At 45.2% G+C, this 14,068-nt stretch carries 12 protein-coding genes; all 12 read right to left on the bottom strand.

From position 1 onward, the window contains the following. Position 1: 1 nt before the first annotated feature. The 12 genes from rlmN to ACYQ5K_RS16345 all read right to left on the bottom strand — a co-directional run bounded on the left by rlmN (position 2) and on the right by ACYQ5K_RS16345 (position 14,033). On the bottom strand, positions 2-1,039 hold the full coding sequence (gene rlmN, locus ACYQ5K_RS16400; protein WP_173689064.1) for a dual-specificity RNA methyltransferase RlmN: 1,038 nt from the start codon (positions 1,037-1,039) through the stop codon (positions 2-4). Further along, positions 1,039-2,343: a 16S rRNA (cytosine(967)-C(5))-methyltransferase RsmB gene (gene rsmB, locus ACYQ5K_RS16395; protein ID WP_173689065.1), complete on the bottom strand. Its 1,305-nt coding sequence runs from the start codon at positions 2,341-2,343 to the stop codon at positions 1,039-1,041. The genes rlmN and rsmB overlap by 1 nt, the downstream gene beginning before the upstream one ends. Next, on the bottom strand, positions 2,330-3,040 hold the full coding sequence (locus ACYQ5K_RS16390; RefSeq protein ID WP_173689066.1) for a zinc metallopeptidase: 711 nt from the start codon (positions 3,038-3,040) through the stop codon (positions 2,330-2,332). The genes rsmB and ACYQ5K_RS16390 overlap by 14 nt, the downstream gene beginning before the upstream one ends. Before the next feature lie 337 nt (positions 3,041-3,377). Next, positions 3,378-4,316 carry a methionyl-tRNA formyltransferase gene (gene fmt / locus ACYQ5K_RS16385; RefSeq protein ID WP_459778014.1) on the bottom strand — a complete coding sequence of 313 codons (939 nt, stop codon included), beginning with the start codon at positions 4,314-4,316 and terminating at the stop codon, positions 3,378-3,380. 23 nt (positions 4,317-4,339) lie between these two features. Next, entirely contained in the window at positions 4,340-4,810 is a 471-nt protein-coding gene (gene def / locus ACYQ5K_RS16380; RefSeq protein ID WP_173689068.1) for a peptide deformylase, read from the bottom strand. Positions 4,811-4,834: 24 nt separating this feature from the next. Beyond that, on the bottom strand, positions 4,835-7,063 hold the full coding sequence (gene priA / locus ACYQ5K_RS16375) for a replication restart helicase PriA (protein ID WP_195231048.1): 2,229 nt from the start codon (positions 7,061-7,063) through the stop codon (positions 4,835-4,837). Next, on the bottom strand, positions 7,042-8,598 hold the full coding sequence (locus tag ACYQ5K_RS16370; protein WP_195231049.1) for a UDP-N-acetylmuramoyl-L-alanyl-D-glutamate--2,6-diaminopimelate ligase: 1,557 nt from the start codon (positions 8,596-8,598) through the stop codon (positions 7,042-7,044). The genes priA and ACYQ5K_RS16370 overlap by 22 nt, the downstream gene beginning before the upstream one ends. A 153-nt stretch (positions 8,599-8,751) precedes the next feature. Continuing rightward, positions 8,752-10,269 (bottom strand): Mur ligase family protein, encoded by a 1,518-nt coding sequence (locus ACYQ5K_RS16365; RefSeq protein ID WP_195231050.1) that lies wholly within the window; start codon positions 10,267-10,269, stop codon positions 8,752-8,754. Positions 10,270-10,302: 33 nt separating this feature from the next. Next, the gene (gene cuyB / locus ACYQ5K_RS16360) at positions 10,303-11,007 is read right to left on the bottom strand and encodes a cysteate racemase (protein ID WP_195231051.1); all 705 of its coding nucleotides are present in this window, start codon (positions 11,005-11,007) and stop codon (positions 10,303-10,305) included. Between the two features lie 25 nt (positions 11,008-11,032). Continuing rightward, on the bottom strand, positions 11,033-12,244 hold the full coding sequence (locus ACYQ5K_RS16355) for a carboxylate--amine ligase (RefSeq protein WP_195231052.1): 1,212 nt from the start codon (positions 12,242-12,244) through the stop codon (positions 11,033-11,035). A 116-nt stretch (positions 12,245-12,360) separates the two neighbouring features. Continuing rightward, positions 12,361-13,614, bottom strand: coding sequence for a Y-family DNA polymerase (locus tag ACYQ5K_RS16350; protein ID WP_195231053.1), 1,254 nt, complete (start codon positions 13,612-13,614; stop codon positions 12,361-12,363). A gap of 218 nt (positions 13,615-13,832) precedes the next feature. Further along, on the bottom strand, positions 13,833-14,033 hold the full coding sequence (locus ACYQ5K_RS16345) for a hypothetical protein (protein WP_173689074.1): 201 nt from the start codon (positions 14,031-14,033) through the stop codon (positions 13,833-13,835). Positions 14,034-14,068: the final 35 nt, after the last annotated feature.

Genomic DNA, 14,068 nt, shown 5'->3' with positions numbered 1-14,068 from the left:
TTTATACTCCTTGCATCGTCTTGCGCCGTAACTGTCCACAGGCTCCGTCTATATCTGAGCCCATTTCTCTTCTTATAGTAACATTTATCCCGTTTTTTTCAAGTTTATTTTTGAAATTCTCGGCACTTTTTTTGTCCGGTTTTTCGTAGTTTCTCTCCTTGATCGGGTTCACCGGAATCAGGTTTAAATGGCAGTTTCTGTCCTTTAAGATTCCCATCAGCTCTTTTGCATCCTCCGGTGTATCGTTTACGCCGTGAACCAGGCTGTACTCAAAAGTGATCCTCCGTCCGGTCTTTTCAAAGTAATAATCACACGCTTCCAGGACCTCTTGAAGCTCGTATTTATTTGCCACCGGCATCAGCGATCTTCTCTTTTCCTGGTTGGAACCGTGCAGGGAAAGTGCCAGCGTGATCTGCAGTTTTTCTTCTGCAAGTCTACGGATGTTCGGTACAATCCCACAGGTAGACGCCGTGATATTTCTCTGGCTGATATTGAGTCCGTGCTCATCACTGACCATGTGAATGAATTTCAGAAAATTATCATAATTATCCAGCGGTTCTCCAGTTCCCATGATCACAATATTAGAAACTCTCTCGCCAGTGATCTTCTGGATCTGGTAAACCTGTCTTAACATCTCTGACGGTGTCAGGTTTCGTTCCAGCCCGTCCAGTGTAGATGCACAGAAACGGCATCCCATCCGGCAGCCAACCTGCGAGGAAATGCATACCGAATTGCCGTGTTTATATTTCATCAGAACACTTTCTACCATATTCCCGTCTTTCAGACAAAACAGGAATTTATTGGTCCCGTCAATCTTTGAAATCTGTCTTTTTTCCATCTCGACTCTTCGTATTTCGTATGCTGCTTCCAGTTTCTGGCGTAAAGTTTTTGAAAGATTGGTCATTTCTTCAAAATCATCCACCAGCTTTTCATGGATCCAGGAATAAATCTGTCGGCTGCGGAATCCTTTTTCTCCAATCGCCAGCATTTCTTCCTGTAACTCTTCAAATGAATACGAAGCGATATCTTTTTTTCCCATTATCTGCCCCTCCGGATAAATTTAGCAATATAGAAACCATCGGTTATATCAGATGGGAAAATCTGTTTTTCCCATTCCAGGTCAAATTCCGGATGTTTTTCGGCAAACCATCCGGCGTTTTCCTCATTCTCTGTCCTGCTGACCGTACAGGTGCTGTACATCAGTGTTCCCTCCGGCTTCACATATCGGCAGACCGTATCCAGGATCTCTCTCTGAAGTGCTGCAACTTCAGTCTCCATCTCCGGGTTCATCTTATACTTCAGATCAGTCTTCTTCGCAAGGACACCAAGACCGGAACACGGAAGATCCGCGATCAGCACATCTGCTTTTTCCTCAGAGTTTGTATCGAAGCAGGTTGCATCCTGCTGTACTGCACGGATATTTTCAAATCCCATCCGTGAAATATTTTCCCGGATCAGCTCTACTTTCATCTCTGTCAGATCCCTTGCCTCTACCATACCTGTCCCGTTCAGGATCTGTGCTGCATGGAGCGCTTTTCCTCCCGGTGCCGCGCACACATCCAGTATGTAATCTCCTTCTTTAATTCCTGCCTGCTCCGCTACCATGATCGAAGCTGCATCCTGTACCTGGAATTTTCCTTCCCGGAACGCCGGGATTGCTGCCAGATAATCATAGCCTGAGATCAGAAGCGCAGACGCAAGAAGCGGATGTTCTTTTATCTGAATGCCTTCTCCTGTCAGTTCTCTGATCAGCTCTTCTTTGGTGGTTGCATTTCCATTGATCCGGATTGTTGTTGCACGTTCTTTATAATAACCTTCCAGGATTTCTTTCGTTTTCCCTTCTCCATAATCTCTCATCCACATACGGATGATCCACTGTGGCATGGAATACTTTACTGACAGAAATTCTTCTGTATTTTCCGGATACGCAATCTTATCAATGTTTCGTGCAATATTTCTGAGTACACCATTTACAAATCCCCGCAGGTTCTTAAATCCTTTCCGGATCGCAAGGTTGACTGCCTCATTGCATGCTGCCGAATCCGGAACCTGATCCATGTATTTGATCTGATAGACCGCACAGCGCAGGATATTGCGGATCACCGGTTTCATTTTTTCTGTCTTCACTTTTGAAAACTGGTTGATAATATAGTCCAGTTCTATCCTCCGCTCTGTTGTCCCTTCTGCAAGCCTGGTCAGAAATGCCCGGTCCTGCTTGGACAGATACTGATATTTTTCCAGCACCTGTCTGAGCACGATATGACTTTTCTCTCCACGCTCGATTTCCAGCAGGATCATCAGTGCAAGTTCTCTTGTACTTACTCCCTGGTTATTCGTCGTCATTTCTTCTTCCTCCTGTCAGGATCAGTATTCTTAAAAGCTGCAGAAGTGCAGATGCTGCACTCGCCACATAGGTAAGCGCTGCCGCTGTAAGAACACTTCTTGCCTCACGTACTTCTGATTCATATAGCATGCCTGAATTTTTCAGGATTTTAAGTGCTCTTCCCGATGCATTAAATTCTACCGGAAGCGTGATGATCTGGAACAGCACTGCCAATGAAAACATCAGGATCCCAAGATTGATAAAAAGTGTAGACATTTCTCCTCTGATAAATAATCCCATTATGATCAGCGGCCATGAAATCCCGGATCCAAAATTCGCCACCGGAACAAGTGCTCCGCGTATTGTCAGCGGTATATAATGCCTTGCATGCTGGATCGCGTGTCCACATTCATGTGCTGCAACTCCAAGTGCCGCAACCGATGTCGAACCGTAGGTGGAATCCGAAAGTCGCAGTACATGGTTCGCCGGATCGTAATGATCGGTCAGTTTTCCACTTACTCTCATCACCTGTACATCATAAATCCCTTCCATCCTGAGAATCTGCTCTGCTGCCATCGCACCGGTGATCCCGGCGTGGTTGCGGACCTGATCGTACCTGGCGTAGGTGGAATTCACTTTGGCGGATGCAAGGGCGCAGATGATGACGCCAATGATGACAAGGAAATAAGTTGGATCAAAATAATATGGGTAGTACATGTTTGCCTCCTTGTTGAATATGGGTCCGCCCGGAAGCGAAAGATATTCGCACGCAGGCCCGCTCGCGCTTAGTCCGGAAACGTAGCGGTACTAAATTCGGCTTTCGCTAACGCTCAGCCTCATTAAGTGCCGACGTTTTCGATGACCTGCTTAGCGAATATATTTCGCTTCCGGGCTACATTTTTCAATGGGTGTCGGCTGTTTGTCCTATCGTGCGGTGCACGATGGGACAAATGCGCCAAAGGGCGCGAAAAACGCTTGGCGTTTTTTGGCGCCAGATATGTTAGGTCGAAAAATATTTGTTAAATTTGCAAAGCTCAAATTCTAAAAGTAAACTCTAGCCTAATTTTGTTCCTTCTTCTATGTGGTATCCGCGTAGGAAGGCATCGGATTCCATGCGTTTTTTGCCTGGGATCTGGAGGGACTTGATGGCTAGTCTGCCTTTGCCGGTCTGGACTTTGAAGCCGTGTTTTGTGACTTCTGTGATCGTTCCGGGCTCATGAGTATCTGCGGTTTCTACAACATCTTCTACTTCGGCTTCCCATATTTTCATCGTTTTGCCTTCCCACTGGGTGTAGGCACTTGGCCATGGGTTTAAGCCGCGGATCAGGCGTTCGATTTCTACTGCTGTTTTCGTCCAGTCGATTTCACCGGATTTTTTGTTGAGCATTTTTGCATATTCGGTGGTGCTTTCACCCTGTTTTTGTGGAGTGATGGTTCCTTTTTCCAGTTCTGCAAGGGTATGGACGCAGAGTGCGGCTCCTTTTGCGGAAAGTTTATCGAAAAGGCTTCCTCCTGTTTCTTTTTCATCCAGTGTGACTTCTACTTTTTCCAGCATATCGCCGGTATCAAGTCCTTCATCCATCTGCATCGTTGTGACGCCGGATACTTTCTCTCCATTGATGACTGCCCACTGGATCGGTGCAGCACCGCGGTATTTCGGCAGAAGGGATGCATGGACATTGATACATCCGTATGGTGTCATTTCCAGAATCTCTTTTGGAAGGATCTGTCCAAATGCCACGACTACGCAGACATCTGCCTGGTATTTTTTCAGCTCTTCGATACATTCCGGTTCCCGGATCTTCTTTGGCTGATAGACCGGGATATTATGTGCAAGTGCACATTCTTTTACCGGAGTGAACTGCATTTCTTTGCCTCTGCCCTTTGGCTTGTCCGGCTGTGTGACAGCGAGCACTACTTCATGTCCTGCTTCTACCAGTGCTTCCAGTGTTCCGACTGAGAAATCAGGAGTTCCCATAAATATTATCTTCATCTTATCTTCCTCCCGCTTCCGGCCTAGACTTCTTCGTATTCTGTGCTGTGAAGTTCACCTTCTACTTTTTCTACATAAAGATGACCGTCCAGATGCTCCAGTTCGTGACAGATTGCTCTTGCCATCAATCCTTCTCCTTCGATCTCGTATTCTTTCATATCTTCATCAAGCGCTACTGCTTTTACATAATTCGGACGGGTAACAATACCGGATTTACCTGGTACACTAAGGCATCCTTCTTCCCCGGTCTGTTCTCCGCTGCTCTCTACGATGCGTGGGTTGATCATGACAACCGGACCTTCTCCGATATCGATGACAACGATTCTTTTGAGAATTCCAACCTGCGGTGCAGCAAGACCTACCCCCATTGCCTCGTACATGGTCTCTAACATATCATCGATCAGTTCTGTTGTTCTTGGTGTCATCTTTGTGACTTCCTTACACACCTTTGTCAGTACTTCATCGCCCATTTCTCTGATTTTTCTAATTGCCATTTTTTCTTCCTCCTGCCTTTTCTTTTAAAATCCACTCATCGGATCAAAATCAAACTGAATCCGCATTTTCGCAAATCCCCGGTTCAATTCAATATATTGTTCCATTTTATCTTTCATTTCAATCAGGATCTCATAGGATTCCTGCTTCAGATACAAAACTCTCCGGTACACATCCTTGACCTTTCCGACTGCCGGAGCTGCCGGACCGATCACCTGTACCTTGCGGTTCTTCGTGATCCGCATTGCATATAATTTGAGATAGTGCATTCCTTTTTCCAGAAGTGCTTCATCCTCACAGGCTACCAGTACCGCCATCAGATGCTCTGCCGGCGGATACCCCATCAGTTCCCTGTAATTCATCTCTTCTGTATAAAATGCCTGATAATCCTGACGTGCTGCCGTCTGGATACTATAATGCTCAGGGCTGTAGGTCTGAATCACGACCTCTCCTTTTTTTCCCCCTCTTCCGGCCCTTCCCGCAGCCTGCGTCAGAAGCTCAAATGTCCTCTCTGCTGACCGGAAATCATCCGAGTATAAGGACATATCCGCCGCAAGCACGCCAACCAGAGTCACATTTGGAAAATCATGTCCTTTTACGATCATCTGCGTTCCGACAAGAATATCTGCCTCTTCATTTGCAAATGCAGAAAGAATCTTTTCATGTCCTTCTTTGGACCTTGTAGTATCCAGATCCATCCGAAGCACCCTTGCCTGCGGAAATTCTCTTTTTACCAGTTCTTCAATCTGCTGTGTTCCTGCGCGGAAACCTCCGATATGAGGGGAGCCGCAGGACGGGCATTTTTTTGCAACCGGTTCTTCGTAGCCACAGTAGTGGCACACCATTTTCCCATTATTGTGCGCTGCCAGTGAAACATCACAATGAGGACATTTTACTACATATCCGCAGGACCTGCAAGAAAGGAATCCGGCATACCCCCTTCGGTTCAGAAACAAAATGATCTGCTCTTTCTTTTTCAGACGGTCTTCCATCAGCTCATGAAGTCTGTCACTTAAAATAGAACGATTCCCTTTTTGCAGTTCTTCACGCATATCCACCGTGTAGACCTCCGGGAGCTCTGCTTTTGCGGTCCGCCTCTTTAATTCCAGCAACGTATACTCTCCCAGCTCGCACCGGTAAAAAGCTTCCATGGAAGGAGTTGCCGATCCCAGTACCACACTTGCCCCTTCCAGGCTTGCGCGTTCGATTGCCGTCTCCCGCGCATGATACCGGGGAACCTGTTCACTTTTATAAGCTGCCTCATGTTCCTCATCGATTACGATCAGCCCAAGACTCGGAAACGGGGTAAAAAGTGCAGATCTTGGACCGATCATCACATCAATCTCTCCTTTTTTTGCCCGCATCATCTGGTCATACCGCTCTCCCGCTGAAAGTCTGGAATTCATGATGGAAACGCGTTCCCCAAATGTCCTGTAAAAGCGCATCACCGTCTGGTAAGTCAATGCGATCTCCGGAATCAGCACGATTGCCTGCCGCTTTTCCTTTACCACCTGCCGGATCATTTCCATATAGACCTCTGTCTTGCCGCTTCCGGTCACACCGTATAAAAGATAGGTCTTTCGGATCCCTTTTTTATAATCGTTTTCAAACGTCCGGATCGCTCTTTCCTGCTCATCCGTGTAGGTAATAAAATGCCGCTGCTGCTCTTTTTCTTTCACCGGATTACGGTAAATCTTATGATTTTTGATTTCCAGAACCCCCTGCTCTTCAAGCGCTCTCACCACCGTCATCGTGATATTCAGCTTCTGGCTGATCAGGGAATATTCTACCTCTTCATCATCCAAAAGTGCTGCCATCAGTCTTGCCCGCGCTTTCTGGTTCTTGTGAAGATATTCTTCCAGTTTCTTTTCGCCGGCCTCTCTGGAAATACATCTTTTTAAAATCCGCTGTTCCTTCTGCTGCTCGGTACGCTTGATCGGAAGCACCGTCTTCAATGCCTGGATCATCGTACCGCCATAATATTCTTTCATCCACGCAGCAAGTGCGACCAGCCTTGCCTCAATCATCACACTCGATGTATCCATGCGCAGAATACTCTTTATTTTTTCCGCATCATAATCACATGTTTCCGAAAAACCGACAATGTACCCCTTCGTTTCCCGGTTCCCCCGTCCAAACGGCACAATGACGCCTGCACCGGTCCGTAAATTTCCTTCCAGTTCTTCCGGTACGCGGTACTGAAATACTTTATCCAGTTTTTCATGTGTTATATCTATAATAATGTCTGCGTACATTCTGTCTGTTCCTTTTTCTGTCTCTTTTGTGCCATCATCCTGACGGCTTTTCGCACCAGTTCCCGGTCATCCATCGGATACCTGACTCCCTGGATCTCCTGGTAATTTTCATGTCCCTTTCCCGCAATCAAAAGGATATCACCCTGTCTTGCCTTTTCCACCGCAAAGAGTACTGCCTCTTCCCGATCCCGGATCATCCGATAGGCTCCGGAAGTTTCTTTGATACCTTCTTCAACATCTGCCATAATCTTCGCCGGCTCTTCCCATCTCGGATTATCTGAAGTGATGATCGTCAGATCCGCAAGCTCTCCTGCCACTCTTCCCATCCTGTCTCTTCTGCTTCCGGCACGGTTGCCTCCGCATCCAAACACCAGTAAAATACGTTCTGGTTCATAAATTCTCAGCATTTTAAGTACTTTTGCAAGACTCATGGCATTATGCGCGTAATCAATGTAACACAGGAAATCTTCTCCTGCATCTACCCGTTCCATCCTGCCTCTTACCGCCAGATGCTTTAACACGTTTCCTGCTTCTTCTCTTTCAAATCCAAGACAGCTCACTGTCTGCAAAGCAGCCAGTGCATTGTACACATTAAATATTCCGGGAAGGGCAAGCTCATATTTTTCACCATCTGCGTAAAATACCGTTTTTAATTCTCCGTCCTCTATACGGAACCGGATTTTTTCTGCCGTCAGTACATGACTGTTTCTGAATCCTCTTTCCTGCCATTCTTCTTCCCGACAGGTAAATCCGTATTTCGCGCAACATTTTCTCTGGAACATATAGCTGCACTGTGCATCATCCAGATTCCCGATTCCAATCCTGCACTGTTCAAAAAGACAAGATTTGTAATATCGGTATTCCCCAAGACTTGCATGCTCGCCTGGTCCGATGTGATCCTCCCCGAAATTAGTGAACACCGCAATTTCAAACCAGATCCCATCGATCCGATGCTGCTTTATTCCCTGTGAAGACACCTCCATCACCGCATAGTGGCAACCTGCTTCTACCATTTTAGCAAAATACGACTGAATGGTAAAGGCATCCGGGGTCGTATTTGGCGAAGTTACCACTTCATTTCCAAGATAATTGGCGATCGTACCGATCAGTCCGCATTTTTGCCCCAGACTTTCCAGCATCTCCCGAATCATCACTGCCACCGTACTTTTCCCCTTTGTGCCGGTCACGCCAATCACTTTCAACCTGTCAGCAGGACTTCCAAACCAGATCCTGCTGATCCCGGCAAGGGCTTCCCTTGTATCTTTTACCAGAATGACCGCAACATTTTCCGGAAACTTCAGCATCCTTCCCCCAGATACCAGTTTTTCTATCAGAATGCAGGATGCCCCAAGGTTGCAGGCTTCTTCTATATAATCATGGCCATCTGCCCGGCTTCCCTGAATGCAGACAAACAGACTGTCTTCTTCTGCCTTTTGGGAATTACAGGTAATCCCCCGGATTTCCATCTCTTCTTCTAATTCCGGCATTTGGATCGCCGCATGCTGAATCCTTTCAAACAGAACCGAAAGCTTCATAAGGCTCCTCTTTTTGGGCTCTTTGTTTTCAGAATATGCTGTTTCCCATCAAACGTCACACCGGATATGAAAATATATAAAATGGGTGGATTTCCTGCTTTCGTTTTCACGCATCCTGTGCGTTTGCAGGAACACCCACCCATCTCTCAGTCTCTATTGATGCTTTTTATCATACTCGGCAAGATATTCTTTAACATACTGTGTATCTGATTTACAGTCCAGATACTCACAGCCATATTTCTGTCTTGTCTCATTTCCTTTTCCGGTAATCAGGAAAATAGTCTTTCCTTCTGCTTCATCCATCGCTGCTTTGATCGCCTCTCCCCGATCCTCGATCATGGTATACGGACAGTTCTGTGCTTCCACATACTGTGCGATTTCTTTGGAAATCTGTTCTACCGGCTCATATCCCGGATCTTCCGCTGTCAGATAAACCTTTTTCGCATACTGTCCCGCTACCGTTCCAAGGTCTCTTCTCCGGATAAATGCTTTCTTTCCGGGGCATCCGAAGATCGATACGATATTATAATCCGGATATTCATCTTTTATTGAAGAGAACAGCTTTTCAAAACTGAGCTTGTTGTGTGCATAATCCACAACAGCGATCAGATTCTTATCCGCACTTCCATAAAGCTCCATACGTCCGCTGGATCTTGCCCTCAAAAGACCACTGTGCATATACTCCTTCGGTATTTCAAGAAGAATGGATGCCGCAATGACAGCCAGTGCATTTTCCACATTGAAAAGTCCAGGCATCGTCAGACGGAATTCTTCATCAAACTGCTCTGTCTTTACCATAAATACCGTTTCATGTCCGTCTTTCTGGATCTCATAACCATAAACATCCGCTTCCGGATTCTTTGTACTGAACGTCAGCACCTTCTCACAGACCTTTGACTCTTTCAGAATACGGTCTGCAAAATCTGCATCCATGTTCACAACTCCGTAACGTGATTTCCCGAAAATTTTCAGTTTAGACGAAAAATAGTCTTCAAAATCCGGATGCTCGATCGGACTGATATGGTCCTCTGAAATATTCAGAAAAATTCCCACATCAAACTGCATGTTATCGACACGATTGTATTTTAACGCCTGTGAAGATACTTCCATCTCGGCAAATGTAATACCACTTTCTACGGCATGGCGCAGATGCTCCTGCAATTCTACCGACTCCGGCGTAGTAATATGAGATTCTTTCTTGATCACTCCGTCATAAATATCGATTGAAGAAAGGACTGCACTTTCCTTTCCACCGGTTGCTTCCATATAATCATCCACGATTGCTTTCATATAGTAAGCGGAAGTGGATTTTCCTTTTGTTCCGCCGATTCCGGTGATCGTCAGCTTCTTCCACGGTGCATTATTGAACTTCTCTGCAAGTGGAGGCATTGCCTTACGGATATCGTCTACCAGAAAATATGGAACCTCTTCTTTTGTTTCATATTTTACTTCGCTGACATAAGCAATCGCACCTTTTTCGATCGCTGCATCCAGATACTCAGCCTTAAATGCCGCACCTTTGCAAATAAACAGTGTCCCTTCCGTCACCTCTCTGGAATCATAGGTCAGATATCTTACTGTTTTTTCTTCTTCCCCATTTGAATAAAATTCTTTCATCATACGCAGGTTCTGTAACAGATTTGCGTACTCCTGTAATGTATATTTTTCCATCTGGTATTTATCTCCCTTATATTCTTTCCGGTATTATTCCCGGTACTCTGCGCCGGATCGGATAATGGATTCTCTTACCAGAACATCCATTGCATCCATGCAGTCTGCCGGTACCTGATAATATTCTTTGAATACCGAAATCTCTGTACATGCAAGAATTACCGCATCACAGCCCTTTGCCTTCAGGTCATTATAAGCACGGTCAAATTTGTTCTTGTCTCCCGGCTTTCCTTTTTTGATATCATCATAGATCAGCGACATCACATCTTTCTGGCAGGCTTCACCCGGAACTACCGGTGTGATTCCAAATTTTTCACAGGCACGGTGGTAAGTCTTTGCCTGTATCGTTCCATCTGTTCCCATGATCCCGATCTTCTTTACTCTTGGATGAGCCTCTACTACATATCTGACACTGTCCTCTACCATATTGATGATCGGAACACTTGTAGATTTCTGGATATCTTCAAGGAAATAGTGCGAGGTATTGCACGGGATCGCAATATTTTCCACTCCCAGCATCTCCAGATCTCTTGCGTCCTGCGTGATCGCTTTCAGAAACGGAAGCTTATTTCCTGTAAGGATTGCCTGTGTCCTGTCCGGCATTGTTGCATGACTTAAAATGATCATGTTGATATGCTCCTGATCACTCTCCGCCTTTGTCCTTGCGATCACTCTTGCATAATAAAAACTTGTCGCCTCCGGTCCCATTCCGCCGATAACACCTAATTTTTTCAGCATATCATTCTCCCTGTTTCAGCTTCTCTTAGCTGTAATATTTCTTAAAGTTACCAAACTGTCTGAGATGATTTTTCACCATAGCAAGATAACGTCTTGGTTTAAAATCACCTCTTTTAAATACCGGATTGACCATCTTGTTTTCCTTAAGAAGGCGTCTCATCTTCTCACGGTTTGCTTCTTCTTTGATATATTTGAAAGCAACTGCCTTCGGTACTGTCATCCAGAGATGTTCTTCTTTTGCGAATTCAAGCGGCAGTTCTTTTCCGTAAACGTATTCTTCTACTACATATTTTGCAACATTGAATCCAGATCCTGTCACATAATAATTACTTCGTCCCTGACGGGTGTTGATCTCGAAGAAACGGTATTTGCCATCACGCTTGTCATACTTGATATCAAAGTTGGAGAATCCTACATAGTGCAAATCTTCCAGCAGATTCTTCACCTTCATCATCAGCTCTTCATTTGGCTCTGTGATGATTACTGCATGATTCCCAAGTCCGTGTGGTGTGTGTTCTTCCAGGAGTACATGTCCCAGACACATCATTTTAACTTTTCCATTCCGGTCAGAATAAGAAGTCAGAACACGCATATATTCATCATTTCCCGGAATCATATCCTGGATGATCAGTTTATCTGTATAACCTGCTCCATAAATATCCTGAATTACTTTTTCCAGTTCTTTTCTGTCCTTGATCGTGTAGATCTTATTCTGGGTTGCAAACGGATGCTCCCAGTAGGAAATACTGTCAGACGGCTTTAAAATTACCGGGTACGGAAAATTCATCTCAAAGTCCAGTCCCATGGACTGATCGTAAATAATCGTTCCCGGATAATCTACCCCATGCTTTTCGCACAGCTTGTAGAAGGTCTCTTTCTGCTGCAGACTGTTCATCAGATCAAAATCGATATATGGTGCAATAATATTTTTCTCAAGCTCTGCTTTGTGCTTACTGATCAGTGCCACATAACTGTCACCACATCCGATGAGCATGATCTTTTTGTCTTTATGCTTTTTTGCAAATCCATTGACTGTCTGAAGAAAATAATCGTCTGTATCAATCTTCGGATTCGGATGATATTCGATGATCTTACTTCCGTAACTCGGTCCTGTTGCAAACTTTCCAAATATATATGTCTTCACCTGATACTGCTCATAAAATGCGCGGGCAACACTGTAAGTATTGATATCTCCACCGAGCAGTACCGGAATAAATTCTCTGTCTTTAAATTCCATTGTTTAAAGAAGCTCCTTTCTATCCCCTTATATTTCTACATATCATCTCATTATACTCCAGGGGTTCTTTAGGTGTCAAGGCATGGAAACAGCTCTGAAAGTTTCCCGGGAAATTTTCAGAACTGTTTTTTTTCATCTTTCTTCTCTTTTTCTCTCTGCTCCAGAACACTACCCCGGATCACCGCATCCGCCCCATACCTTCCGCGGATCTCTCCCATTGCCGCACTGAGCTTTTTCAGCTTTTCCATGCTCTTCTTCGGCTTCTCAGATTTCACCTTGAATTGCAGGTCAAACAGGCTTAGCTGTTCCGGTTCATCTTCATCCACAAGCTTCGCTGTGCGAACACCAAGCAGTCTGATCGGCTCACCGTTCCACAACTCATCGAACAGGCTGCAGGCCGCCTCGTAGATCACCTGATCTGCACCGGATGCTCTGCCAAGCTGCTTCTGGTGAGATACATTCTGAAAATCACTGTAACGGATTTCCACACTAACCATATTGGCTTTCTGCCCTGCTTTCCTTAGTCTCTTTCCCACACTTTCTGCCAGAGAAAATAGAACCTTTTTTGCATCCTCTGCCTTTTCCACATCTTTTGGAAGTGTGGTGGAATTACCGACACCCTTTGCTGCGGTCTCCTCGGATTGCACCTTTGCATCACCGATTCCATTTGCAAATTCCCACAGCGTTCTTCCATGACTTTTCAAATGGAATTCCAGAAGCTTCGGATCTGTCTGCGCAAGCTCACCAATTGTCCTGATTTCCAGCTTTTCCAGAATCGCCACACTGGACTTCCCTGCCATAAAAAGCTCACTCACCGGGAGTGGCCACATTTTTTCCCTGACCTCTTCCGGGAAAAGAGTGTGGACACGGTTTGGCTTTTCAAAGTCTGATGCCATTTTTGCCAGAAGCTTGTTTGTCGAAATTCCCACATTCACGGTAAACCCAAACTTTTCATAAACCTGGGCTTTGATTTCATACGCAGCCTCCACCGGCGAAGAAAAACGCTGTGCGATTCCGGTAAAATCCATATAGCACTCGTCCACACTGACCTGCTCGATTTCCGATGTATAGGTTCTCAGGAAATCCATCAGTCTCCGGCTGTACTCTCTGTACATCCTGTGATTTGGCGGATCCATGTGAAGATTCGGACACTTGCGGAACGCATTTACCACCGGCTCTCCCGTCCTGATGCCGAATTTCTTTGCCGAAGAAGATTTTGCCAGAACGATACCATGGCGTGATTCTCTGTCACCGCCGATGATCGCAGGGATCGTGCGGATGTCTACTTCGGCACCATTTTTCAGTTGTTCTACTGCCGTCCAGCTAAGATAGGCTGAATTGACATCTATGTGGAAAATAATGTGTGACAATCCTGCTTCCTCCTCTCCCCAAATAATCGAGCAGGCTGACTCCTGCTCGATTTGTATACTTTGTACACCATCTCGCTTAACAGCCAGGTGATGTACATTCGCCAAATGTAGATCCTTGTGCAAGCACAAATCTGCACTTGGCTCATCGTATACACAAAAAATACGGAATATGATATTCATTTTATCATATCCCGCATCCATTTTCATTATTTTATCTTTTATTTATCAAGCTTCCCGCTTACTTCATTCCATCCGCACGCAAACACATACTGTGCAAATTCTTCCAGCTGCTTTTCACTGTATGAACTCAGATCCATCCCTTTCAGCTTGTCTTCTACCGCTTTCTTATTGTATCTCAGATCGGATACATATGAACAGTCTACTCTCTTTATCATGTCATCAAATATATCTCTTTCCATATGCTCCCTCTTTTCTACATAATGTTAATTATGTT

This window comes from Allocoprococcus similis, from assembly GCF_054660775.1.
This window is presented reverse-complemented; position numbering and strand designations above follow the sequence as displayed.